The 24,290-nt window shown below is 54.7% G+C and carries 19 protein-coding genes and 1 pseudogene; 6 read left to right on the top strand and 14 right to left on the bottom strand.

Features of this window, described 5'->3' with window-relative positions; all coding sequences use genetic code 11:
* Positions 1-4: 4 nt before the first annotated feature.
* From FHS21_RS04420 to sppA, 6 genes are all read right to left on the bottom strand, one after another.
* A complete protein-coding gene (locus FHS21_RS04420; protein WP_112525535.1) occupies positions 5-874 on the bottom strand; it encodes a TrmH family RNA methyltransferase in 870 nt (289 codons plus the stop codon).
* Positions 874-1,977 carry an RsmD family RNA methyltransferase gene (locus tag FHS21_RS04415; RefSeq protein WP_210283325.1) on the bottom strand — a complete coding sequence of 368 codons (1,104 nt, stop codon included), beginning with the start codon at positions 1,975-1,977 and terminating at the stop codon, positions 874-876. Before FHS21_RS04415 ends, FHS21_RS04420 begins: the two co-directional genes overlap by 1 nt.
* Positions 1,978-2,045: 68 nt before the next feature.
* Positions 2,046-3,020, bottom strand: a complete 975-nt coding sequence (gene lhpI, locus FHS21_RS04410; protein WP_112525533.1) for a bifunctional Delta(1)-pyrroline-2-carboxylate/Delta(1)-piperideine-2-carboxylate reductase — start codon at positions 3,018-3,020, stop codon at positions 2,046-2,048.
* Between the two features lie 20 nt (positions 3,021-3,040).
* A complete protein-coding gene (locus FHS21_RS04405) occupies positions 3,041-3,373 on the bottom strand; it encodes a lipopolysaccharide assembly protein LapA domain-containing protein (RefSeq protein ID WP_112525531.1) in 333 nt (110 codons plus the stop codon).
* A 39-nt stretch (positions 3,374-3,412) separates the two neighbouring features.
* Positions 3,413-3,697: an integration host factor subunit beta gene (locus FHS21_RS04400; RefSeq protein ID WP_106662485.1), complete on the bottom strand. Its 285-nt coding sequence runs from the start codon at positions 3,695-3,697 to the stop codon at positions 3,413-3,415.
* Positions 3,698-3,788: 91 nt separating this feature from the next.
* The gene (sppA, locus tag FHS21_RS04395; RefSeq protein ID WP_112525753.1) at positions 3,789-4,775 is read right to left on the bottom strand and encodes a signal peptide peptidase SppA; all 987 of its coding nucleotides are present in this window, start codon (positions 4,773-4,775) and stop codon (positions 3,789-3,791) included.
* Positions 4,776-5,176: 401 nt separating this feature from the next.
* Between sppA and lptC the strand changes: the two genes are divergently transcribed.
* Positions 5,177-5,752: an LPS export ABC transporter periplasmic protein LptC gene (gene lptC, locus FHS21_RS04390; protein WP_246410805.1), complete on the top strand. Its 576-nt coding sequence runs from the start codon at positions 5,177-5,179 to the stop codon at positions 5,750-5,752.
* Here lptC and FHS21_RS31130 read toward each other — a convergent pair.
* Positions 5,744-5,872, bottom strand: a complete 129-nt coding sequence (locus tag FHS21_RS31130) for a hypothetical protein (RefSeq protein WP_281385875.1) — start codon at positions 5,870-5,872, stop codon at positions 5,744-5,746. The genes lptC and FHS21_RS31130 overlap by 9 nt on opposite strands.
* Between FHS21_RS31130 and FHS21_RS04385 the strand changes: the two genes are divergently transcribed.
* The 5 genes and pseudogenes from FHS21_RS04385 (at position 5,871) to ptsN (ending at position 10,445) form a co-directional block, all read left to right on the top strand.
* Positions 5,871-6,443, top strand: coding sequence for an LptA/OstA family protein (locus FHS21_RS04385; RefSeq protein ID WP_246410804.1), 573 nt, complete (start codon positions 5,871-5,873; stop codon positions 6,441-6,443). The two genes, FHS21_RS31130 and FHS21_RS04385, sit on opposite strands and share 2 nt — an antisense overlap.
* A 106-nt stretch (positions 6,444-6,549) precedes the next feature.
* Positions 6,550-7,278 (top strand): annotated as a pseudogene (gene lptB / locus FHS21_RS04380) (LPS export ABC transporter ATP-binding protein); the annotation flags it as partial.
* A gap of 169 nt (positions 7,279-7,447) precedes the next feature.
* A complete protein-coding gene (gene rpoN, locus FHS21_RS04375) occupies positions 7,448-9,091 on the top strand; it encodes an RNA polymerase factor sigma-54 (RefSeq protein ID WP_112525523.1) in 1,644 nt (547 codons plus the stop codon).
* 215 nt (positions 9,092-9,306) lie between these two features.
* Positions 9,307-9,900: a ribosome hibernation-promoting factor, HPF/YfiA family gene (gene hpf / locus FHS21_RS04370; RefSeq protein WP_183661031.1), complete on the top strand. Its 594-nt coding sequence runs from the start codon at positions 9,307-9,309 to the stop codon at positions 9,898-9,900.
* Between the two features lie 80 nt (positions 9,901-9,980).
* A complete protein-coding gene (gene ptsN / locus FHS21_RS04365) occupies positions 9,981-10,445 on the top strand; it encodes a PTS IIA-like nitrogen regulatory protein PtsN (protein WP_112525519.1) in 465 nt (154 codons plus the stop codon).
* Positions 10,446-10,480: 35 nt separating this feature from the next.
* On the opposite strand, the gene FHS21_RS04360 is transcribed toward ptsN, so the two are convergent.
* The 7 genes from FHS21_RS04360 to FHS21_RS04330 all read right to left on the bottom strand — a co-directional run bounded on the left by FHS21_RS04360 (position 10,481) and on the right by FHS21_RS04330 (position 24,290).
* Positions 10,481-10,915, bottom strand: a complete 435-nt coding sequence (locus FHS21_RS04360) for a ferric uptake regulation protein (RefSeq protein WP_112525751.1) — start codon at positions 10,913-10,915, stop codon at positions 10,481-10,483.
* Positions 10,916-11,059: 144 nt separating this feature from the next.
* Complete coding sequence (locus FHS21_RS04355) at positions 11,060-19,651, bottom strand: glycoside hydrolase family 94 protein (protein WP_183661028.1); 8,592 nt, start codon at positions 19,649-19,651, stop codon at positions 11,060-11,062.
* Positions 19,652-19,982: 331 nt separating this feature from the next.
* Positions 19,983-21,020, bottom strand: coding sequence for a sulfate/molybdate ABC transporter ATP-binding protein (locus FHS21_RS04350; RefSeq protein ID WP_183661026.1), 1,038 nt, complete (start codon positions 21,018-21,020; stop codon positions 19,983-19,985).
* A 15-nt stretch (positions 21,021-21,035) separates the two neighbouring features.
* Positions 21,036-21,917: a sulfate ABC transporter permease subunit CysW gene (gene cysW, locus FHS21_RS04345; RefSeq protein ID WP_112525514.1), complete on the bottom strand. Its 882-nt coding sequence runs from the start codon at positions 21,915-21,917 to the stop codon at positions 21,036-21,038.
* Positions 21,907-22,767: a sulfate ABC transporter permease subunit CysT gene (cysT, locus tag FHS21_RS04340; protein WP_183661023.1), complete on the bottom strand. Its 861-nt coding sequence runs from the start codon at positions 22,765-22,767 to the stop codon at positions 21,907-21,909. Before cysT ends, cysW begins: the two co-directional genes overlap by 11 nt.
* Positions 22,768-22,771: 4 nt before the next feature.
* Positions 22,772-23,800, bottom strand: a complete 1,029-nt coding sequence (locus FHS21_RS04335) for a sulfate ABC transporter substrate-binding protein (RefSeq protein ID WP_112525510.1) — start codon at positions 23,798-23,800, stop codon at positions 22,772-22,774.
* A 313-nt stretch (positions 23,801-24,113) separates the two neighbouring features.
* Positions 24,114-24,290, bottom strand: coding sequence for a hypothetical protein (locus tag FHS21_RS04330; protein WP_162701804.1), 177 nt, complete (start codon positions 24,288-24,290; stop codon positions 24,114-24,116).

The raw sequence follows: 24,290 nt of genomic DNA, 5'->3' as shown, positions 1-24,290 counted from the left end.
TTTCTCAAACGTCAGGGGCAAGTTTCAATGCGTCGCGCCGGATCTCGAACAACATGACGCCAGTCGCAATGGCGAGATTGAGCGAATCGGCACGGCCCTCCTGCGGAATACGCGCCAGCTTGTCGCACGATGAAGCCAATTGATCCGGCAAGCCTTGTTGCTCGTTCCCCATCAATAAAACGACCGGTTTATTGGCATAGGGAATCGTTCGATAATCGACGGCACCTTTCAGATGTGTTCCAACAACTAGCCCAGAGAAACCTTTTCGCCAGGAGAGAAACTCGGCTTCGGTCGCACGTATGACAGGCATTGCAAAAACCGAGCCCATCGTGGCTCGGATCGTTTCCAGCGAGAACGGATCAGTGGTATCCCCAATGAGAATGACGCCTTTTGCGCCTGCTGCGTCCGCGGTTCGAATAATCGTGCCGAGATTTCCGGGATCGCGCACGCGGTCGAGTGCCACATAGACCTCATTGCCTTGCGGTTTGATCACCAGCAAGGATTGCACCTTCTGTTCGAAAACACCGACTACCATTTGCGGATTATCGCGACGCGTTATGGCAGCAATGACTTTTTCGCTAACCTCAAGAACATCACCACCCTTGGCGATCGTGCGCGCGGCAACGGGCTCGACCAGCGAATTGCCCTTGCCTGCTTTTGAATAAACGAGGGTCTTGATGATCCAGCCCAGGTCAAGGGCATCGATGACGAGTTTCAGTCCTTCGGCGAGGAAAACACCTTGCTGGTCACGGAATTTTTTGATCGCCAGCGCACGCAAATCCTTGACGATCGGATTGGTCAGGCTGGTGACCTCCTTGACCCTGCCAGGGCGAACCAGTCCACTGCCGCGCTGGTGATCATCCCGTTGGGTCATTAAGCACTCCAGCGGCTGAAGAGGGAGGTGGAAAGGGCACGATCGGATGAACGCTCCCGCAGGATAAGTTCGCCTGACTCGACCTGTCCCCCAAGCCCGGTGAACGCATCGCGCATCAACTCGTGGATCGCAAAAAACGAAGCGCGAATCGAATAGGCGGTCAGAACGACTGCAAGTGGATTTGGCGTTAGGATCGAGCGACAAAGGTCGACCATGTCCGGCAGATTGTCGAACAGCTGCCACACCTCGCCATTGGGTCCGCGTCCATAGGCGGGCGGGTCGAGAAGAATGATGTCGTAGCCACTGCCGCGCCGCTCTTCGCGTGCGACGAATTTCATTGCGTCTTCGCATATCCAGCGAATGGGTTTGCTGGAGAGCCCTGCCATCTCCTGATTTTCCCGCGCCCAGACGATGGCTTTCTTCGAAGCGTCAACATGCGTTACCTCGGCTCCCGCTCGCGCAGCAACAAGGGATGCGACTCCTGTGTAACCGAAGAGATTAAGCACCTTGACCGGGCGTTTGGCGTTGCGGATCAGCTGGTCCATGTGTGACCAATGCGTGCCTTGTTCAGGAAAAACGCCGACGTGCCGGAACGACGTGAAGCGTCCGAAAAACGGGATGCCGCCAAAGGCAAGCGGCCAGGTCTCGCCGAGCGGAACTTTTGGAAAGTGCCAACGTCCGACGCCCTCCTCATCCGTATTGCCGGTGAATAGCGCATCGGCCTTGTCCCACTCCGTTCGGTCCCAGGCAGGTAGCCAGATCGCCTGACCTTCTGGGCGGACGATGCGATAGGGGCCGTACTGTTCAAGCTTTAGACCATTGCCGCTGTCAAGCAGTGCATAATCATCGGAAGGCGAGGTTTCCAGGATGAGGCCGGTCCGCTCCTGGGGGCGTACGCCGGTACGGCGTGTCAAAACGCGCTTTGGAGCCGCTTCCGAACGAGGCGCGGATTTCTGCTGAGAATCGATATCGGTGGCGCGGGGGGCTTTGGCAAATTGCGGACGCGGCTTCACTGCGGTTTGCCGATGCGCCGCTCCTTTCGGAGCGCTCGCTTTCGGACCGAGCCCTTTTGCCTTCTTGATTTTTCCGCCAGACGATTTCAAGCCGTGCACCCTCGCAGTTGATTGGATGTTTCCTATGTCAAGAGGAGGGAAGGCGAAAGCAAAAACGCTCACGCGGAAGCCGAGATCGCCCTTTCATAGATCAAAATGCCCGCCGCAAGGTCTTCCAGAGCGGCGCCAACAGATTTAAACAGCGTGATTTCGCTCGGGGATTGGCGCCCCTTGATCGTGCCGCGCGTCAGGTCAAAAAGATCGCCGATGACATGGCTTTCGTTGACGACGCCCGCCTTGATCGGTTGCACGATATCACCACCCTCTTTCAGTGCACCGTCCTTGGTATCGACAAAAACACGCGCGCGTTTGACGCATTCGTCGTCGCTTTCGCGCATGGAAGGCGTGAATGCCCCAATCAGATCCACATGGGCGCCGGGTTTCAAGTGTTTGCCAAGGATCAATGGTTCAGTCGAAAGCGTGCCCGCAGTTATAATATCGGCTTCGGCGATTGCCTCATGCTTATCATTCACAGCCTTGGCGTTGAAGCCATCCGCAGCGAGCTCGGAAGCTACTTTCTCGGCACCGGCGAAGTTGCGGTTCCAGATGGATATTTTCGTGATAGGACGGATGGCGCTGTGCGCGCGTGCGAGAAAGCCGGAAAGCGCGCCGGCTCCGAGCACCACGAGATTGGACGCATCTTCACGAGCCAGATACCGAGCCGCGAGCGCCGATGCGCCAGCAGTGCGCCACAGGGTAAGCCGCTGTCCGTCAATGAGCGCGCGTGGTTCGCCGGTCTTGCCGTCAAGCAAAAGATACACACCCATGACAGCTGGTTTCGAAATGGCACCATTGTCCGGGGATACGGTAACGATCTTCACGCCCATATAGCCTTTTGAGGAATCCCCCAAAGCATTGAAGTCGGACCAGGCAGGCATCAGCAGCAGCGTGGAAGCGGCGCCATCCGGGCGATCGACGGTGTGATGATGGCGCACAGGCTGAATCACTCCTTGACGGAAAGCCTGTTCGAGTGCGTCGATCATATCCGGCCACTTCAATAGCCCATCGACCTCGGCCGGGGAGATCAGTTTCATTTCATATCCTTGACGGTTGTTTAATGGAGTGAAGGAAGGTTTGGCGTAGACGGTGTCTCGGCCGACGCCTTGCGGGCTTCCTTGCGCAATAACTCCGCTTCGAGCTTGCGCTGACGGGCGAGTTTTCGATGTTTGCCCTGATTATACCAAGTTGCCAAGCTCCCGAGGATCAAACCGAGTATCAGAGAGGCAAACAACCAGACGAAAAGCGGAGCGGAGTAGGAGAGGGCAGGATTACCCGGGTTAAAAGGATCGATTGTGAACGATATCGCCTCGCGATTTGCTACTGACAGGGCAATCAGGATGACGGCAAGCGGCACCAGAATGAGGACAATGACAATACGATTGATCATATTTCTCTCCTGCAACCCTGATGCTTGGACGACGCCTCGCTAGCCGTTGCCATTCAGCCTGTCGCGCAATTCTTTGCCGGTTTTGAAGAAGGGCACCCACTTTTCCTCAACGTCGACGCTTTCGCCGGTGCGCGGGTTACGTCCGCTGCGCGCTGGGCGGTTCTTGACGGAAAATGCGCCGAAGCCACGCAGCTCGACCCGATTGCCCTCGGCAAGCGCATCGGTGATCTCGTCAAAGATGGCGCCGACGATGTTCTCCACATCACGCTGAAACAAATGCGGATTGCGGTTGGCAATGATCTGCACGAGCTCTGATTTGATCACAGCGAAATCCCTTCCGGTTCAAGATCAGGAGGACAAGGTCAAAAAGAACTAACCTGAATACTATGTCACTGATCTTATGAGTTTAATATCCTTATTGCGCGCCGACAGGCTTGCCGTCAACGTGCCAAACAGAAACGAGTCCGTCAAGGAACATGCGATCACCTGTCAATTCGCGCAGCACCCCTGCACTTTCTTCCGGAAGGCCGAGATATCTGGTCAGCATTTTCAGGGCTGAATGCGAAAAAAACATGCCGAGAGAGGACTTCTCGACGGGCTTCCATTCGACGACTGGAAGTTTGGCATCGATACCTTTTGTTTTGAGCCAGGCGATTGCCTTGTCTTCGCCGCCAAGTTCGTCAATCAGTTTGTTGGCAACAGCCTGGCGACCTGTAAAGACTGATCCGTCGGCTAGGGCCAAAGCTTGCTCGTGCGTGAATTTACGCCGCTCCTGAACCAGGCCGACAAACCAGTCATAGGAATCGATGATCATACGATGAATCATCGCCTTTGCTTCGTCGCTGGCGGGATTAAAAAAATTCGGTTCTGCCTTGAGCGGGCTGGATTTGATCGTTTCGACTTTCACGCCTATCTTGGTCAAGAGCTCCGAAATATCAGGATACTGGAAAAGCACGCCAATGGAGCCGATGATCGAAGACTGGCGCGCCACGATGTGATCGCTCGCACTCGCAATCATGTACCCGGCCGAGGCAGCCAACGTTCCAACTTGGGCAACGACAGGCTTCTTCAGGGCAAGCTTACGTACAGCCTCATAGATAGCTTCACCGCCGGCCGTTGTTCCCCCAGGTGAATCGACGGAGAGGATCACGCCCTTGACCGCGGCAGAATCCTCCACGTCCTTCAGACGTTTAAGCAGTTCATCATTTTCAAAAATCGTGCCCTCAACGCGAACCTTGGCGATATGCGGCGCTGATTTACCGGAAAACCCATCGGAGCCGGCATTAAAAAAATAAAGTGAAATCAATGCAAGGGCGATGAGCAGGAGCGTGAAAGCGCGCCAAAATGTCAATTTCCTGCGAAGCCGTCGTCTATCGATAATTGCATCAGCAGCGTTTGCCATCGTCCTATCCATTCGCTCTCAAACCAGGGTCAGTTATTCTTTGCGGCATCATTTCGTCGAAGTCCAGACTTGCTGCGGGCGCTTGCTCGGCAGTTTGGACCTTGTATCTCGTCAAACGACGGCATACTTGTTGCAACGAGTGCAACTTGTGCGACGGGTACTTGTCCATTTCATCGAAAAATAACCATATTGGCGTTCAACTAGCCATTATATTGTAATCGGTAAACACAACCAGACCTATGTCCATTGAAAGAAACGATACGCATGCGGGGCGCGATGCCACCGCCGACGCCGACCATCATGCTGAGGTCGCCCGGCAGTTCGCTGGCTCTGACAAAGACTCCATGGTGTTTCGTGCTGCGGAACGCCACTCGAGGCGCGTGCGGTTTCTGAAGTTTGCCTTGCCTGCGGTCGCTCTGATCGGCGCCGCTGTTTTTTCCTGGTTCACGTTCTTTTCCACATCGAGTGTGCCGAGCAATATATCGCTCGATAATGCTGGGATGGAAAACGGTAAACTTGTCATGACCAACCCGAAACTTGACGGATTTACGAAGGACAAGCTTCCCTACAAAATGAGCGCCGTAAAGGCGTTGCAGGACGTAGGCAACAGCAATGTGATCTCTCTGGAGGGCATTAGTGCGGAAATTCCGATTGGTAAGGAGCTGCGAGCGCAGGTCACTGCGAAATCGGGTGTATACGACAATGCGAACCGGCAGTTGACGCTCGACAGCGCCATAAGCTTGACAACATCCGATGGCATTACTGCCCTGCTGCAATCGGCTAATATAGATATAGCTGGCAACACGATGTCGACGGACGATCCAGTCAGCGTAAAAAATAGCAAGTCGAGTATAACCGCGGACAGTATGCAAATTACCGAAAGCGGCAAGGTAATGACTTTTGAAAAGCGGGTAAGGCTTGTCATTCTGCCTACAAAGCTGCAAGAAGGTGACAAGGAAATCAAATCGTCAGAGTAACGTCTGGGGATTATTGCTGATTTCAAGGGAAATCCCGAATTTAGGAGAGAAGACGATGTCGTGCGGGGCAAAACTGATCAGCATTTCGACCGTTGCGTTGGGCCTGTTGGCATCGTCCATGATGATTGCTCCCGTCCTCGCCCAGGATGCTGCCACAGCAACAACCGGAATAAAATTGTCAGGCGACCAGCCGATCCAGATCGATGCGGACAAGCTTGTTGTACATGACAATGAGGGCACTGCTACGTTCACAGGCAATGTGACCGTCGTACAAGGTGCCACGCTTCTGAAAGCGGGTTCCATGATTGTTTATTACGTCAAAGGCCCCAAGAAAGACGCGACCGGCAAAGACACAACCGGCAAAGACACAACCGGTGCTGACGCGCCAAAAACCACGGGAGTGACTGGTGCCGGAGCCCAGGATATCGATCACCTAGAGGTCAATGATAAGGTCTACGTCAAATCCGAAGATCAGGTCGCCACTGGTGATCACGGCACTTTCGATATGAAAACTGAAGTGCTGGTTTTGACTGGCAACAAGGTTGTTCTTTCCCAAGGCGACAATGTTGCCGTCGGGTGCAAGCTGACAGCGCAGCTCAAAACGGGCGAGGCCCAGCTTGAAAGCTGCAAGAGTGGTCAGACAGGTCGTGTCTCTATCGTTGTGGCTCCCAAGAACGCTCCGAAGAACTGAGCCTGTAGTGTCCTTGTTTTCGCGTCGCTCTTCCAGCAAGCTTTCCGCTCGGCCTGACTCTACCATCTCTCAGGAAATGCGTCCTGCTGACCCTGCGGCGGTCGACCGTATGAAGGGCACGCTTGTCGCACGTGGCATCACCAAGAGCTACAATGGCCGTCAGGTCGTCAACGGTGTTTCCTTTGGGGTACGCGCCGGCGAAGCCGTTGGTATCCTGGGTCCCAATGGCGCCGGCAAGACAACCTGTTTCTACATGGTGACGGGTCTGGTCCCGGTCGACAAGGGCACGATAGAAATCGATGGTTTCGACGTAACGACGATGCCGATGTATCGCCGTTCTCGGCTGGGTATCGGCTATCTGCCGCAGGAAGCCTCGATTTTCCGAGGTCTTTCGGTTGAAAACAATATCAAGGCCGTCCTTGAGGTTGTCGAGAAAGATCGGAGTGCTCGCGCTCAGGAGCTTGACTCATTGCTTGAGGAATTTCACATCGCTCACCTGCGCAAGGCTCCCGCGCTTTCCCTGTCAGGTGGCGAACGCCGACGGCTGGAAATCGCCCGCGCCCTGGCGTCTCGTCCTAATTTCATGCTTCTGGACGAACCCTTTGCAGGTGTGGATCCGATTGCAGTTGCTGATATTCAGCAACTGGTGCGTCACCTGACCGGTCGGGGCATCGGTGTGCTGATCACCGACCATAATGTCCGTGAGACCCTGAAGCTGATCGACAGGGCCTATATCATCCATGCAGGACAAGTGCTTACCCACGGTCGACCGGATGAAATTATTGCCAATCAGGACGTTCGACGACTTTACCTTGGGGATCAGTTCAAGCTCTGATTTTCCCATTTTCGTGATTTCATTCGCAAGAAATGCCATTTCCTATACGTCTTTAGATTGAAAATTGCCGCACCAACACGTTTTTCCCTTGCTTGTGATTGACAAGCAAGGATTGGGCCAGTTCTGTACAGCTGCAAAGGAAATCGTACCCGGAGTACCCTCGCCCAACATGGCTCTGTCGGCAAAGCTCGATCTCAGGCAAACCCAGGCATTGGTAATGACGCCGCTGCTGATGCAGTCGATTCGACTGCTGCAGCTGACGCATATCGAGCTCGAACAATTCATAGAGCAGGAGATTGAAAAGAACCCCCTGCTCGAGCGCGATGATACAACGGGCGAGCATTTTTCACTTGATGAGCGCGGCTTCAGCATCGATCGGATTTCCAGTGATGAACGCGAATTCGGCAGAGGAGCGGTGAGCACTGATGCCGAAGCTGATAACCCTTTGGACGGGCAAGCCGATCATTGGCTGATGAGCGGTGAATCGACGAGTTCTGGTTCGATGTCGGATACGTTTGATAGTTCTCTCGAGAACATCTTTCCCGACGATCCGGGGACACATGATTTTATTGCCGGCGACCTTGCTTCGCAGTGGAAGTCATCTTCCGGCGATGGCTATGTTTCAACAGGCGGCGAGGGATATAACCTCGAACAGGTGACAGCAACGCCGCAGACCCTTCGGGACCATGTCGCCGAGCAGATTATTTTCGCCTTTGCATCGGCGGGCGACCGCCTTATCGCCGCTGAGCTTGCCGATCATCTTGATGAGACAGGTTACTTGCGCGCTGACGTAGAAGAAATCGCCGCAAGGTTTGGTGTCGATACCAGTCACATCGAGAAACTGATTGCAGTCTTGCAGGGGTTCGAGCCCACAGGGCTGTTCGCGCGCGACCTTGCGGAGTGCCTGTCACTCCAGCTGCGCGCAAAAAACCGCTTAAGCTCGAGCATGAAAACCTTGCTGCAGAACCTCGATCTATTAGCCAAACGCGATTTCCACAGTCTCAAGAAGCTTTGTCATGTAGGTGACGCGGATATTTTGGCTATGCTGCAGGAAATCCAGCATCTTGATCCAAAGCCTGGGACAGCCTTTTCTTCTGGCGTAGCGGATAGCATCGTGCCCGACGTGCAGGTGGAGACCGCGTCTGATGGAGGTTGGCGAATTGAGCTTAATCCCGATGCCCTGCCGCGAGTGCTTATCAACAACAGCTACTATGCGACGATAGCGAAAACGAAAACCTCTCCCGCCGAGAAGACGTTTCTGAGCGAATGTTTGCAAAGTGCCAACTGGCTAACGCGTAGCCTTGATCAGCGGGCACAAACAATTCTCAAGGTCGCCAGTGAGATTGTTCGCCAGCAGGAACAATTTCTTCGTCACGGCGTTGCCTATCTGAAGCCGCTCAACTTGCGCAATGTTGCTGACGCGATCGGCATGCACGAGTCTACGGTCAGCCGGGTCACAGCGAACAAGTACATGCTGACGAAGCGGGGGGTGTTCGAATTACGGTATTTTTTCAATGCGGCGATCGCGGCAACCGAAGGTGGGGAGCAGCATTCATCGCAATCGGTACGTCATCAGATCAAGCAGCTAATCGACGTGGAAACACCGGACGACATTCTATCGGACGATACAATTGTGGATTTGTTGAAGGAGCAAGGGATCGAGATTGCACGGCGTACGGTCGCAAAATACCGGGAGGGGATGAATATTGCTTCCTCTGTGCAAAGGCGGCGAGAAAAAAAAGCTCAGGCATCGGCGGACAAGGACGATGGAAAGTCTGGATTCATCCGCCACGTGGGTGTAGAATTTTGTTGAGTGGGTAATTGAACCGGACCGAAGAAGTCTGGTGAGGGAGACAAGCGCCGGTAATTTGCGACAATTGAAGTGAAAGCGCACCTTTGAATGAAGAATCAGCAATTGAAAACGCGATGAAACGCTCGCACGGGTTGTACGGGATGTCTTTGCTCGCCTCCCCACAACAGTGTAGATTGGTTCGGGCAATGAAAAAATCGCAATGAAGGTGAGGTATCATGAGTCTGCGTGTATCTGGGAAACATATGGACATTGGTGACGCTTTCCGCATTCGTATTGAAGAGCGGATAGGGGAGATGGTCTCCAAATACTTCGATGGCGGATATGCCGGTCATGTCACGGTGGAAAAGCAGGGATCTCGATTTATTGCTGACTGTCTTGTCCGCCTCGATACCGGTACGGTGTTGCAGGCGGCGGGCGAAGCGCAGGATCCATTACTTGCATTTGACGCAGCGGGTGAACGCGTGGACAAGCGTCTCCGGCGCTACAAAAGACGTCTCAAGTCGCATCAGGCTCCAGGTTCAAATGGGGTTTTCGACGATGTTTCTTACACGGTGATGGCGCCCGTACCGGATGATGATGAGGATATTCCGGAAGATTATGCGCCAACCATAGTTGCGGAGACATCGATGGCACTGAGAAGCATGAGTGTGGCTTCTGCGGTCGTGGAACTCGATTTGAAGGATAGTCCCGTCGTTGTTTTCCGAAACGCTGGCAGTACGCAGGTAAATATTGTATATCGCCGCGCCGATGGAAATATTGGCTGGATCGATCCATCGACAGTGGCGGGTGAAAACGTTGCTCCGACGTGAAGAAGCGGATTCATAGCGAATTTTGAACTACCGCCCGCGTACAGCCAGTATGCGGGTGGTAATTGGAAGGAAGAGAGATAATGGATCTGGGTGATCTCATTCAGCCCGACGCTGTCCTGCCCGCATTGAAAGTCAATTCCAAGAAGCAACTCTTGCAGATCATGTCGGAAAAGGCGGCCGCCTTGACCGGCCTGAGCGAGCGAGAAGTATTTGACACGATCATACAGCGTGAACGCTTGGGCTCAACTGGCATTGGCGACGGCATTGCCATTCCCCATGGAAAGATCAATAGCGTGAAGCGAATTGCCGGGGTTTTCGCTCAGCTCGAAACGCCCGTCGCTTTCGAGGCACTGGACGACCAGCCGGTCGATATCGTGTTTCTGCTCTTGGCGCCAGAAAATGCCGGGGCCGATCATCTTAAGGCATTATCCCGCATTGCGCGCATGCTGCGTGATCCCGAGCGCATTGCAAAACTGCGCACCGCCCACGATGCGGGCCTGATCTACGAGCTGCTGACATCGCAGCCAGCGTCTAACGCCGCCTGAGTATTGGCTCATTAAGCCGCCGTTTTTAAGCGGCTTTATGAGGAGTGGCGGGTCTTGCGTCCGTAGAGTTCCAGTCGGTGATGGACGATATCATAGCCGAGCGACTTGGCGATCTCTTCCTGTAATTTTTCAATCTTGTCTGACTTGAATTCAACTACCGCACCGGTATCGATATCGATCAGATGATCATGGTGCTCGCCGTGGGCCTGTTCGAAACGCGATGGTCCGCCATTGAAAGCATGGCGATGGATGGCACCCATCTCTTCCAGCAGATTCATGGTCCTGTAAACGGTGGAAAGAGAAATGCTGTCGTCAATCTCTATGGCACGATGGAAAATCTTCATCGCATCGGGGTGATCTTCGGTAGATGTCAGAATGTCGATGATAATCCGCCGAGGCCTGGTGATACGAACACCAGCCTTGCGCAGTTCCTTTTCATAATCCGGCTTCTGATTCAATGCATGTTTCATAACCTCGACTATGCGCCAGATCGACGTCAGTTGCAAAGATTCTCAACTGGTAATCCGACTGGAAATGGGGTCTTCAGCCTGAAACAACACTGCCGCCAGTGAAATTTCACTGGCGGCAGTGTTATAACAACGCGGAAACTAGTGTTATGACGCGAGCACTTCGATGATGACTTTGTGCTCACCCGTGGGTTCCAATGGAATGCCATTTTCCGCTTTGGTGAGCTTCTTACCGTTGACGGTGATCTTAGCGGTACCCTTTGATACCGATTTGACTTCTATCGAATAGCGGGCCTCGCCATTGCGCAGAACGAAATTGAAGCCGCTCCATTCCGATGGAAGCGCAGGATCGACGAACAGCCTGTTATTTCGGCGGCTGATGCCAAGGATAGCTTCTGTCGCCACACGGTAGAGCCATCCGGCGGATCCGGTATACCAAGTCCAGCCGCCGCGTCCCCGCATGGGATCTACCGAATAAACATCCGCAGCCACCACGTAAGGTTCCACACGATAAAACTCGGCGTTGTCCATTGTCAGCGAATGGTTGACGGGGTTTAGCTTCTTGAACCAGCGGTACGCTTCATCCGCATCACCGAGCTTGGCCATGGCAAGAACTGCCCAAGTTGCCGCATGCGTATATTGCCCGCCATTTTCGCGCACGCCGACCGGATAACTCTTGATATAGCCTGGATCATGCCGCGTCTTGTTGAATGGTGGCGTGAACAGCTTGATGATATCGACGTCATCGTCGATGAGATGCGTTGCGACCGAGTGCATTGCCCGCTTACTGCGATCTGGATCGCCATAGCCGGATATGACGCTCCAGGATTGAGCGATCGAGTCGATCTTGCACTCATCACTCTTTTTCGATCCAAGCGGAGCACCGTCGTCAAAGTAGCCACGACGATACCATTCGCCATCCCAACCGTCCTTCTCGAGAGCGGCTTTCAGACTTTCAATATGGGCCTCCCATCGTAGGATGCGTTCCTTGTCCTTGAAATGCCTTGCGATCGGCAAGACGTCGCGCAAAGTGCTGATCAGGAACCAGCCAAGCCATATGCTTTCGCCTTTGCCGTCTTCACCGACACGGTTCATGCCGTCGTTCCAGTCACCCGTCAGCATCAGTGGCAGGCCGTGGGGGCCTGTGCGGGCAACGGCAAGGTCAAGCGCACGGGCTGCGTGCTCATAAACGCTGACTTTCTCGTCTGAGATCGTCGGCTGGTAAAAGGCATCGTGCTCACCGTTTTCGAGCGCCCTGCCTTCGATGAAAGCGACCTGCTCATCCAGTATACTCATGTCGCCAGTCACCGAGGTATAGTGGGCAATGGCATAGCCGAGCCAGACCACATCGTCGGAGATCTTCGTGCGAACGCCTGCGCCAGTCGTTGGCAACCACCAGTGTTGGACATCGCCTTCTTTGAATTGACGGGCCGACACGTTGAGAATTTGATTACGTGCGAGCGATGGATCCAGGATCAGCATGGACAGTGTATCTTGCAGTTGGTCGCGGAAGCCAAAGGCGCCGCTTGCCTGGTAGAAAGCCGAGCGTGCCCAGATGCGACAGGCGAGGCTCTGATAAGGCAACCAGCGATTCACCATGACATTGAAAGCATCGTCCGGAGTGTCAACTTGCAATCCATCGAGGAAGTCTGTCCAGATCGCTCTCGAAGACGAGAGAGTGTCTTCAAACGGCCGCTTGTTATGGGTTGCAAGAATCGCTCGGGCTTCCTCCCGGCTGCCGGCATCGCCCATATAGAACACCAGCTCCTGCGTTTCGCCCGCGGCGATTTTGATATCGACTGCAAGTGCAGCACAGGGATCTCCGCCGGCTTCGACCAGGTTTGACAGCCTCTTTGCCTGAAGCACCGCATCTGGACGATCGACAGAACCGAGCGCTCCGAAGAACTCGGCGCGGTCGGCCGTATAGGACTGCGGCTTTACACTGGCAGCATAGAACGCCACACGTTCACGCCGGTCCGTGCCATATGGATTACGAGCAAAGAGGACTCCCGTTTCAGTGTCGCACGACGGCACGATGAATGGCGAAGTCTTTGCGCGGGCATTGCCTAGCACCCATTCAACAAATCCATAGACACGCAATTGCTTGGCGGTACCGCCATTATTCGTGATCTTGAGGCTCGATAGGCGAACGGGTTGGTCAGGATCGACCGTATGTGTAAGCTCGAGTCCTATATTGCCGTGGCGTGAAATAAAGGTCGAATAACCTTGTCCATGCCGGGTCTCATACTGGACAGAGGGGTCGCGAAGCACCGATGCCGTCGGTGAGAACGCCGCGTTCTTGTCCGTATCCACCACATAGATCGCCTCGCCGGACCGGTTGATGACCGGATCATTCGACCACTGTGTCAGCTGATAGTCGCGGCTATTGCCGGACCAGGTGAAACCTGCGCCTTCGGCTGATACGTGAAAGCCAAAATTCGGGTTGGAAATCACATTGATCCAGGGCTGCGGGGTGCTGCCCAGCCCACCAAGACGAACGACATATTCGCCGCTTTTCATGTCGAAGCCGCCAAACCCGTTCCAGAATGATAGGTCGTCTGCAGAAATCTTGGGACGCCGTTTGTTCATGAGCTGTGTCGGCGCCGGCGCGATCCCCCGCAAATCGCTATTCTCAATGTCACCGGTTATTATAGATCTACCCCTGGTTTCCGTGACAGGCACCAGGTCCGCAGTCAGTCCTGCGATGCGTTTCAATTGCTCGGAAAGCGAACCATTTTGCGCGTGCAGGACAATACGGGCTGCAGCCAGAAGCGTGTTGTAGCTGGCGTCGCTCATCTGATCTTTACGGACAGCAAAGATGTGGACACGCGGTCCGAGCTGAGCGCCGCGGGCACGGCTATTTTCGCAGATCGCTTCCAAGCCGCGCTGGAAATCCTGCGCGTAGGAGAAGGAACGTTCATTGATGACGACAACATCGACAACAAGACCCTTCGCACGCCAATATTCGTGCGCCTTCAAGAGGTTCCTCAGGGTTTCCATATCGGCTTCATCATCAATGCGCAGCGCAAGGATCGGGAAGTCGCCGGAGATAGACATGGGCCAAAGCTCGGATTGGCTGCCGAGCCCGCTTGCGATGTTTTCGGACGGCATGCGCAGTGCCTTGTCGGGATAGATCAGGCTGGTTGCGACGCGCTGGAATTCAGCTGCCTCGTCGGGATTGATACCGATGTGGTGAAGGCGAACCTGCGAGCTCGTCCACGACAGCGAGAATTCACGGGTAAAGCAATCCGGATGGCGGAAGCGGGAGACGACCTCCTCGAGCTCCTGACGGTTGGGACGTACGAGAGTCCAGAAGACCAGCGTCACTTTCTTGTGCGCGGGAACGCGAACACGGCAACGCAGCGAAGCGATGGGGTCGAGCACAAAACCATGACTGCCGCTGAGGGTCGCGCCTTCGTCGAAAGCAGCAGGATTGCGCAAAGAGCGCCCGCGGCCGATAAAATTGCGCCGGTCGGTTTCAGCCTGAATTTCGCGCATCGCACCGGAACTGTCGCTTACGACATGGGCCACGTGGATATCCGGATCGTCATTACCCCGCTTGCGGCGCGTGGCGTAGATCGCATCGCCACGCTTGTCGATCTCGGTCTCCACGAACATCTTGGCAAAGGCCGGGTGAGCAGTATCGGTATCTTCGTTCGTCAATACCAGTTCGGCGTAAGACGTGACTTCGATGATGCGATCTTTGGTGCCAGTGTTGGTGATGACGATACGGCGGCCTTCGCCATCGGAATCCGAGGCAACGATCGCCTCAACGGTAGTATGGATCGTGCCATTTTCCTTGACGAATTCCGCCTTGTAATCGGCGAAGATGGATGTACTTTTCTCGCCTGCAACGCGCACAGGATCGCCTGTCGCTGACCACCATTCGCCATTTTCGAGATCCCGCAAGAACAGGAACGTACCGTAACCGCTTTCGAGTGGGTCCGGTTGGAAACGCGTAATGGCAAGACCATTCCAGCGGCTGTATCCGCCGCCATTGGCAGTGACCATCACCGAATAATGTCCGTTCGACATTATCTGCGTTGCGGTTGGCGCACTCAGTGGATTTTGGATGAAGCGGATAGAGGCCGTTTCTTCCGAGCTTTCCACGGCCTTGCGCATCGGGTTCTCTGCCTTGGCTTGGAGAACCGGTATTTCCCGTGGGGCTTTCTCCTGCAGAAGCAACTCGGCTGCTTCGATCACAGGATCCGCGTGGAAACGCTCGCGCATGCGACCTTCGAACACAACATTGTTGACGGCGACAATCGACATGCCGTGATGGTGGGCCATGTAATTGCGGACCACGGCATATTCTTCATCTTCGCGGACGCGTGACTTGGTAAAGTCCACGGCGTCATAAAAACCATACTGTCCGAGTGCACCCATGGCGCGCAGACGTTGCAGATTCTTGACAGCGGCTGCCGGTTGATACTGGCTGGCCATAATGCTGGCATAGGGCGCTACAACGTAATTCTTGGAAAGGCCGCGCTTGAGGCCGAGTGTCGGAACCCCGAAATTGGTGTATTGGTAGTTCATCTCCGGGTCGCGGGCGTTATAAGCCGCTTCGGAAATGCCCCAAGGCAACCCCTTGGACTCACCATATTCGATCTGCCGTTGCACGATCAACTTGTTGGTTTGATCCAACATGCTTCCGAGTGGTTCAATCATGACCAGAGGCGGCATGAGGTATTCGAACATCGACCCGGACCAGGAGACCAGCGCACCACGCCAGCCAACAGGGACCAGCAGTCGCCCGAGTTTGAACCAGTGATCGACCGGGATATCGCCCTTTGCGATGGCAAAGAGGCTGGCCAGGCGCGCTTCGGAGGCCAGAAGGTCATAACAACTTGCATCAAGCTCGTTGGTTTCCACGCGGAAACCGATGGACAAAAGGCGCCGCTCCTTGCGCTCCAGGAAGGTGAAATCGGTGTCGAAAGCAAGTTGCCGCGCGCGTGTGGCGAGGGTACCCAGGCGTTCGCGCAGAATGTCTGTGCTCTCGTGACTGCCGATTGCATCGTCCGTGTGTCCTTGACACGTCTTGACGAGCAGAAGCGCCCACTCATTGGCGGTGGCGCTGATCGGGCTTTCGAGTTCGCCATGCAATTCTTCGGTCAGGCGCTGGATATCTCCCGCGAAGAGAGCAAGGTTGATTGTGCGCAGCGATGCGGTTTCGGGCTCCTCCTTGATCGTCGTGATTGCCCGGCGGAAATTGGAAACGCGTTCTTCAAGGCGACGGCGCAAGGGCCTCAAAACGCGGCGATCATCCGGAATGTCACTGATGGCTTCTTCAAGAATATCGCTGACGTCGAGAACCCCGTCGAGATCGCTCTGTAGATAAACTGAGGGTGCCTCAGCCCATTTCTCCAGCGCCGAAGACAAAGCGACGAGATGACCCGCCAAATTACCGCTATCCACTGCCGAAACGTAAAGTGGAAGTAGGGGGCGAAGGGTTGTCGTTTCGTACCAGTTGTAGAGGTGGCCGCGGTATTTCTCCATCTTCTCGAGGGTTTCGAGGGTCTGGTCGATACGGGTCAGGGTCTCGTTGAAGCTGATCCAGCCGAAGTCCCGGGCTGCGACAGTCGAGAGCAGATACATGCCGATATTGGTTGGCGACGTGCGCGTCGCAATAACGGGATACGGGTCCTCCTGGAAATTGTCCGGTGGAATGAAGTTTTGCTCTTTGGTGACGAATGTATCGTAGTAGTGCCAGGTACGGCGGGCGAAACGCCGCAGTTCACCTTTGTCGGATGAGCGCACATTCAAATCATCGAGCGGTTTGGCTGAGCGGCTGACGAGCCAGGCAATTACCGGCGATAGCAGCCAGATCAGTGCGAAAGGGACGGCGAGAAACCAAGCTCGGCTTTGAATCGCCAAGGGAAGGCCAATAGCGATCAGGGCGACAATTATCGCGGGCCACATGAGTTGCAGGTAGTAGCTCAGCGTATCGGGTGAACTCGTCTTTGCTTGGGCCGCAGCGCGCCACTCAAGCAGATGTTTGCGCGAAATGAACAGACGATAAAGCGTCCGGACGATCGCATCGAGCATCAAGCAAGCCATGTTTGCAATGAAGGTGATACGCAGGGCAATGTCTGCCGCCCCGGCAAAAATATCCGTGAGAATCGCCTGAAAATGCCCTTTGAGCGACAGGTTCATGTCTGTCGGCACCAAGTTTGTAAATAGTATCATCGTCGGCACGATGAACATGCTGAAAATCATGAAGCACTGCCACAGTGTGGCAAGTCCCGGTGGCAGCAATGTCCAGCCTGCAATGGAAGCCAGGATCCAGAAGATCGGCGTAAGCGAGCGGCGAAGATTATCGACCATCTTCCAGCGCGTGACTGCGGTGACGCCCGGTCGTGTGCTGAAAAGATAAGGCAGGAGCTGCCAATCGCCACGCGTCCAGCGATGATGGCGCGAGATATCGACATTGTAGCCAGTGGGGTAATCCTCGACCACCTCGACATCACTTACGAGCGCGCTACGTGCATAGCCGCCTTCGAGCAGGTCATGGCTCAGGACTGCGTTCTCGCCGATCTTTGCGTCAAGTGCGGCTTCAAAGAAATCGATGTCATAAAGACCCTTGCCGGTGAACGTGCCTTCTCCCAGCACGTCCTGATAGACATCGGAAACCGCGAAAACGTAAGGGTCGATGCCGCGATTGACCGAAAAGACGCGCTGCAGGAACGAGGCATCATCGCCGGTCGTCAGCGAGGGGGTGACGCGTGGCTGCAAGATAGCATAGCCACTTACCACACGACCTGCCTTGGCGCTGTAGATGGGTCGATTGAGCGGGTGAATAAGCTTGCCGGCCAGACGATTGACGGAGTCAGGCGTCAGGCGTGTGTCCGAGTCAAGCGTCATCACGAACTTGATGTCGGTCGGGACTTCCTCGTTCGACGGGAAATACGTCGTATCCTTGTCGCCGCGCAGCAGCATATTGAGCTCGTGCAACTTGCCGCGCTTGCGTTCCCAGCCCATCCAGCGGTTCTCCTGCGCATTGAACAGACGCTTGCGATGCAACAGGAAGAAGCGGGGATTGTTTTGCGTGTAGTGCTCGTTGAGCGCAGTGATTTTCTCCCGCGCATAGTCGAAGATGTCGAGATCATCGTCGGTCTGTTCGAATTTGCTGTCGGCCCAGTCCGTCAAAAGGGCGAAATAGACCTCGCCGCGCGGATTGGTGAGATAGTGCACTTCGAGATTGCGAATATGCTCATCGACGGAGTCACGCGAGGTAATCAGCGTCGGCACGGCAACGAGGGTTTTTGCCTCCGGAGGCAGGCCATTCTTATACTCGAAGCCGATTAGCCGCGTCGGCGGCATGAACATCGGTATGATCCAGTTAACGAAGCCGTTGGCTGTTTCCATCGTGGGGAACACTGCCAGCAAAGTGAACAGCCAGGTCATGCCGTCAGACAATCCGGCACGGCGCAGGAAATAATTTATCAGCAAGAGAATGGCGATTGAGAAGAACGAAGCCGGCACCCACAAGCCGGCGAGACCCAGTCTCCGGTAGAAACGTACCCAGCGTATAAGCACAGTCGGCTTGTAGTCACACGTCTTTTCAAGTTCCGGACGGCCGTCTCCAGCAAGATAATAGCCAACATCGCGTTTGCGCTGCTCGGTAACGCCACCTTCGCCAGCGGTTTCTTCAGCACTTTTATGTGCGAGTTCGAGAGCCGATTGTGTGATGTCGTGTTCGCTCTTGCCTGAGCGGCGGGCAATCTTTTCAATAGCAACGCGGTAGGCATTGCGAGAATGAAAGTCGAGTGCATCGAAATTGGAGTTGTCGCGCAGAACGGCATCGACGCCGCTAACTGTCTCAAACCAGGTAATCCAGTCAACGTCATCGATCGCCTTCAGGCTGCGAATGAGATTGCCCATGCTCACGCCGCCCGTCGATTGGCGTGTATGTTCCTGAATGATGGCATCCTCGGAATCGCTGCCATTCTTTTCGAGCTCGTCTTCGAGCCACGCGACCGCGGCTCCAGAGTGAGCGGTGCCGCCACGCAAACGATAGAGCAGGTGGGTGGCAAAAGTGCTGTCCTTGGCCGCTGGCGCATATTGCGCCAGAAGCTGCGGGAGGGTATCTTTCTCAGCGTTCAGCGTGATTTCGTCGGCAACGCTATTGGCATAGGCGCGCATGCGGCGGGCACGCTCGACGCGCAGCGAAAGACGCCGGGCATTTTCGATTAGAATAAAGCGAACGGCGGATGGAAGTGCCCACAATTCGCCGATATGCAGAGGTTCGACGGTCTGGAAGCCTTCAACGATGGCGCTCAGGCTATTCAGCGAAAACTGGCTGTCCGTGTGCGCGACGTAGAGCCAGGCGAGCGCCATTACACGCGGAATATTGGGCTGGTTCGCAAGTGGCGGCAACTGCCTGAAAAATTTCTTGGGCAGATCGCGCTCGACCTGCTGTATGTTCTGGTCGACCAGGTAATAATTGTCCAAAAGCCATTGAGCCGCTGGTGTTATCGTTTCGCCGTTGCGTGCTGCCGCATCGGAGGAACGGTAGGAATGCAGGATCAGCCTGGCGTTTTCGACTGTTCGCTGCTCGAAAACCATCGGCTCGTAATCGGGCAATCGAACGTCTTCGCCCTTCGCCACCCGGGTCCCAAGATCCCTCAAATCGTCGATTGATTTATAATGAGCCCGTATAGGGTTAGGTTGGACAGCAAAAATCTGACCAACAGTCTTCTTCTGGGATGCAAACGCTTGAAAAAAGCTCAATACGGGCATTGTTTTCATTTCAGTTTGGAAGAAAGAATCTTCGGGATTGCAGCACTAAGGCGATCAGGGGCCGATCGTCCCACGTTCAGTTTACGGTCTAATCAGGTCATGGCAATTAAGCTATCACCACTTTTATCGTTAGCGATCAGTTTTGATGAAAATGAGTCAGATTTCTATTAGCCTTTGTACGCAATTTTGAAGCTTCTGCACAGGGGAAAGCCATTGTAGCGGCGGGTTGCAGCCGAACAACCGAACGCTTCGCGATAACTGCAAGGCCACTAACTGTAACAAAAAAAGACCGGGATTTGGCCATCCCGGTCTTTCGCTCAGTTGGGTCGTATCAGCTCTTCGGGAAGACGCGCCAATGTTTGGGGCGAAAAGCGATGCGGCTTGTTTCCGTTGCCGGATGGTCCGCTGGAATTTCGATCTCCACATGGTCGGTTACCCCAGCTATTCGCAGCTCGATGCGCCGCGTAGCACCGACACGGCGGCTCGCAACGACTGTACCGGCGATGCCTCCGTTGGAGTCCTCAATAAGATCGACATCGTGCGGTCTGAAATACAGCAGTGCTTCACCGTCAGGTCGATCGCTCGAGATACTCAACGCTTGGCCATCAAGCCGTAATTCGCCGTTCTTGATCTGAACGCCGATGGAACTCGATTCACCAATGAAGCTGTAGACAAACGGCGAATTCGGCCGGTCATAGACCTCATCTGGGGTGCCGATCTGCTCTATCCTGCCTTGGCTCATGACCACAACGCGGTCAGCCAATTCCAGCGCCTCGTCTTGATCGTGCGTCACGAAAACAGTCGTGTGCTTGGTCTTGTCGTGAATCTCACGCAACCAGCGGCGAAGCTCCTTGCGGACCTTCGCGTCGAGCGCGCCAAAGGGTTCGTCCAGCAGCAACACACGTGGTTCGATAGCCATGGCCCGGGCGAGCGCGACGCGTTGACGCTGGCCGCCAGAAAGCTGTGCCGGATAGCGCTTCTCAAGGCCGGAAAGCTGCACGAAGTCCAGAAGTTCCGACGAGCGGCGACGAATTTCGTCCTTGCTGGGCCGACTTGAACCCGGACGTACCTTCAGGCCGAAGCCGACATTGTCAATCACTGTCATATGACGGAACAGAGCATAATGTTGAAAGACGAAACCGACATTCCGCTCCTGCACGGACTTCAGCGAAGCATCCTCATCGCCAAAGAAAACCTTGCCCTCGGTGGGAGTTTCAAGCCCTGCGATCAAACGTAACAGGGTGGTCTTGCCAGAGCCGGACGGACCAAGCAGCGCAATGAGTTCGCCGGAATTGATATCAAGTGAAACGTCGTGCAGCGCTGGAAACCGATCGAATTCCTTGCGCACACCACTTACGCGAACATCCATAAATTCTATTCCTCTCTAGTGTCCGCCAACTGCACGTAGCTCCGCGCCGTACCTCAGCTCCAGCAGAGTCTTGAGAACGAGTGTTACCAGCGCAAGAAGCGCCAGGAGCGAAGCCACTGCGAAAGCAGCGACAAAATTATATTCATTGTAAAGAATTTCGACATGCAGCGGCATCGTATTGGTGAGGCCCCTGATATGTCCTGAAACAACAGACACTGCGCCAAATTCCCCCATGGCCCGGGCGTTGCATAAAAGTACGCCATAGAGCAAGCCCCATTTGATGTTTGGGAGCGTGACATGCCAGAACGTCTGCCAGCCATTCGCCCCGAGCGATAACGCGGCTTCTTCATCGGTCGTACCCTGCTCTTGCATTAGCGGGATCAATTCCCTCGCGACAAATGGAAAGGTGACGAACATGGTCGCCAGCACGATTCCCGGCACGGCAAAAAGGATCTCAATGCCATGTGATTTCAGCCAGGGACCCAGTGCGGATTGCGAACTGAACAACAGCACGTATACGAGGCCGGAAATGACCGGCGATACCGAGAACGGCAGATCGATCAATGTGGTCAGGAAAGCCTTGCCCTTGAATTCGAACTTGGCGATCGCCCACGCTGCAACAACGCCGAAAACAACGTTGAGCGGTACCGCGATGGAAGCTACCAGCAGTGTCAGACGAATGGCCGCCTGAGCATCAGGTTCTGAAAATGCAGCGAAATATTCGGCCGGGCCTTTGCGAAACGCTTCGACAAAAACCGATACGAGCGGAAGCACAAGAAACAGCGCAAGAAAGACCAAGGCAATACCAGTCAGAAGAAAGCGTGCCGTGCGCCGTTCGGTGGTGGCGTGCCGCGCCGTGGCTGTTGGGTCTATGACTTGAACAGGTTCAAGCGCCATAACCATACCTCCTCCGGCTCCAGGCCTGAATGAGATTGATGACGAAAAGCATGAAAAATGAGATCAGCAGCATGATCGTAGCAATCGCGGTCGCACCTGCATAATCAAATTCCTCTAGTCGGATCACGATCAAAAGCGGCGCAATTTCCGACACATAAGGAAGGTTTCCGGCGATAAAGATCACAGAACCGTACTCACCTACCGCCCTCGCAAATGCCAGCGCGAATCCAGTCAGGATGGCCGGCTGCAAGCCCGGCAAAAGCACCCGTGTAATTGTCTGGAAGCGGTTGGCGCCGAGTGTCGCTGCAGCTTCTTCGACTTCCTTGCGGATTTCTTCCATCACTGGCTGAACGGTCCGAACCACAAAGGGCAGACCGATAAAGATCAGGGCGATCGTTATGCCGATTGGTGTGAATGCGACCTTGATCCCGATCAGATCGAGCCAACGGCCTATCCAGCCGTTTCTGGAATAGAGCGCCGTCAGCGCAATGCCGGCAACAGCCGTCGGCAACGCAAATGGTAGGTCGACGATGGCATCGACAATTCGACGGCCTGGAAACCGGTAGCGCACCAGAACCCACGCAACGATGACACCGAAGATGACGTTGATCACAGCAGCAATAAGGGATGTCCCAAAGCTGATTCTCAGCGCATTTACGGTTCGTGGATCAGTCGCTACGTGCCAAAATCCGGGAAAACCCAATGAAGCCGAGCGCAAGACAAGGCCTGTTAGAGGAATGAGAACAATGAGTGCGAGGTAGGCAAGAGTGAAGCCGAGCGTCATTCCAAATCCCGGAATAACGCTCGGCTGCTTAAACCGCCAACCCGCTTTCGCAAGGTTGGATGTCATGCTGTTACTGTTTCGGCTTGTAAATCTGGTCAAACGTTCCGCCATCTCCGAAGTGATAGGGCTGTGCCTTTGCCCATCCGCCGAAGATTGGATCATCGATCGTAACCAGTTTCAACTCCGGTAATTTTTTGATTAGCTCCGGCGGTACCAGTTCAGGCTCGGAGGGACGATAAAAGTGCTTGGCTGCGATCGTTTGGCCTTCCTTGGAATAAAGATATCCAAGATAGGCTTCGGCTACCTTACGTGTGCCTTTTGCATCAACATTCGCATCGACAACGGCAACCGACGGCTGGGCGAGAATCGAGCTGGGTGGAACGACGATATCGAATTTGTCATCGCCGAATTCCGCTGATGCGAGGTAGGCCTCATTTTCCCAGGCAAGCAATACGTCACCGAGTTCGCGCTGGGCGAATGTATTGGTCGAACCGCGTGCACCGGAATCGAGCACGGGAACATGCTGGAACAAATTTCCAATATATTCCTTGATCTTGGCTTCATCGCCGCCGTATTGCGCGTTGGCCCAAGCCCAGGCCGCCAGATAGTTCCAGCGGGCGCCACCGGACGTTTTAGGATTAGGCGTGATCACCTCTACACCCTCCTTGACGAGGTCCCCCCAATCCTTGATACCCTTCGGATTACCCTTGCGCACGAGAAAAACGATGGTCGACGTGTAGGGCGCAGAGTTGTGCGGAAATTTCTTGATCCAGTCAGGATTGATTTTCTTGGCTTTGACGATGGCGTTCACATCGCTTTCAAGCGCCAGCGTCACGACATCGGCGTCCAGCCCGTCAATGACGGAACGTGCCTGCGCACCTGAGCCACCGTGAGATGCCTGGATGGTCACTGTCTCGCCCGTGTCGGCTTTCCACTTGGCTGCGAACGCCGCATTGAAATCCTTGTAAAGCTCGCGTGTCGGGTCGTAAGACACGTTCAAAAGGGTTGTGTCCGCGTTGGCAGCAGACATCGGCTGAATGGCGACCGTTGCTGCAAGCAACACAGCCGCCAGTGTAAGGGAAAATCGGGAATGTTTCATGCCTGCCTCCGTATGATTAGAACTGAAGCGTAGCAGAGCGCCTCCAAATAGGGGCGTTAGAAAGAATTCCTTTTACAGGGAAAAATTAGAATATTCTACCGTATCGGCATAGTCTACTGAAACAGTCGTCTATTCCGCATGGGCATAGGATTCTCTCAAACTTAAGTAGCACGGCCGTTTGTGGCCGATTGAGTAGGTCGCTGCGGTCTTTTCTGGAAAATGCGACCATGCTGGAATAATCGTCCCGCCCTGAAAAGACACGAGCGAGTCGCGTCTTTTCGGCCGATCGAGTTGGGTAGACTCGCTCGGATGTCTATTTGCCCAATAGCATTTTCACCGGCGTCGCGTCAGCAAGCCGTGTATAGTTGGCTGGATTGGTCCGGGCGTCGTTGAACGCGCGCGTCTTGATTGGCAAGACAAAGATTGCGGCTGTCAACAAGGCGGTGGCTGCTATGGAAAGGCGGCGTTCCATACGTGAAGTAATGATCAT

The organism is Phyllobacterium trifolii (assembly GCF_014192095.1).
Lineage (GTDB): Bacteria > Pseudomonadota > Alphaproteobacteria > Rhizobiales > Rhizobiaceae > Phyllobacterium > Phyllobacterium trifolii.
The sequence above is the reverse complement of the archived record's forward strand: the minus strand, read 5'-3'. Positions and strand labels throughout refer to the sequence as shown.

What these genes read in the sequence shown, in the direction of transcription:
- FHS21_RS04420 (WP_112525535.1), bottom strand. Translation starts at nt 874, where the DNA reads ATGACCCAACGGGATGATCACCAGCGCGGCAGTGGACTGGTTCGCCCT.
- lhpI (WP_112525533.1), bottom strand. Translation starts at nt 3,020, where the DNA reads ATGAAACTGATCTCCCCGGCCGAGGTCGATGGGCTATTGAAGTGGCCG.
- FHS21_RS04405 (WP_112525531.1), bottom strand. Translation starts at nt 3,373, where the DNA reads ATGATCAATCGTATTGTCATTGTCCTCATTCTGGTGCCGCTTGCCGTC.
- sppA (WP_112525753.1), bottom strand. Translation starts at nt 4,775, where the DNA reads ATGGCAAACGCTGCTGATGCAATTATCGATAGACGACGGCTTCGCAGG.
- FHS21_RS04385 (WP_246410804.1), top strand. Translation starts at nt 5,871, where the DNA reads ATGATGATTGCTCCCGTCCTCGCCCAGGATGCTGCCACAGCAACAACC.
- FHS21_RS31130 (WP_281385875.1), bottom strand. Translation starts at nt 5,872, where the DNA reads ATGGACGATGCCAACAGGCCCAACGCAACGGTCGAAATGCTGATCAGT.
- rpoN (WP_112525523.1), top strand. Translation starts at nt 7,448, where the DNA reads ATGGCTCTGTCGGCAAAGCTCGATCTCAGGCAAACCCAGGCATTGGTA.
- hpf (WP_183661031.1), top strand. Translation starts at nt 9,307, where the DNA reads ATGAGTCTGCGTGTATCTGGGAAACATATGGACATTGGTGACGCTTTC.
- ptsN (WP_112525519.1), top strand. Translation starts at nt 9,981, where the DNA reads ATGGATCTGGGTGATCTCATTCAGCCCGACGCTGTCCTGCCCGCATTG.
- FHS21_RS04360 (WP_112525751.1), bottom strand. Translation starts at nt 10,915, where the DNA reads ATGAAACATGCATTGAATCAGAAGCCGGATTATGAAAAGGAACTGCGC.
- FHS21_RS04355 (WP_183661028.1), bottom strand. Translation starts at nt 19,651, where the DNA reads ATGCCCGTATTGAGCTTTTTTCAAGCGTTTGCATCCCAGAAGAAGACT.
- FHS21_RS04350 (WP_183661026.1), bottom strand. Translation starts at nt 21,020, where the DNA reads ATGGATGTTCGCGTAAGTGGTGTGCGCAAGGAATTCGATCGGTTTCCA.
- cysW (WP_112525514.1), bottom strand. Translation starts at nt 21,917, where the DNA reads ATGGCGCTTGAACCTGTTCAAGTCATAGACCCAACAGCCACGGCGCGG.
- cysT (WP_183661023.1), bottom strand. Translation starts at nt 22,767, where the DNA reads ATGACATCCAACCTTGCGAAAGCGGGTTGGCGGTTTAAGCAGCCGAGC.
- FHS21_RS04335 (WP_112525510.1), bottom strand. Translation starts at nt 23,800, where the DNA reads ATGAAACATTCCCGATTTTCCCTTACACTGGCGGCTGTGTTGCTTGCA.
- FHS21_RS04330 (WP_162701804.1), bottom strand. Translation starts at nt 24,290, where the DNA reads ATGATCATTACTTCACGTATGGAACGCCGCCTTTCCATAGCAGCCACC.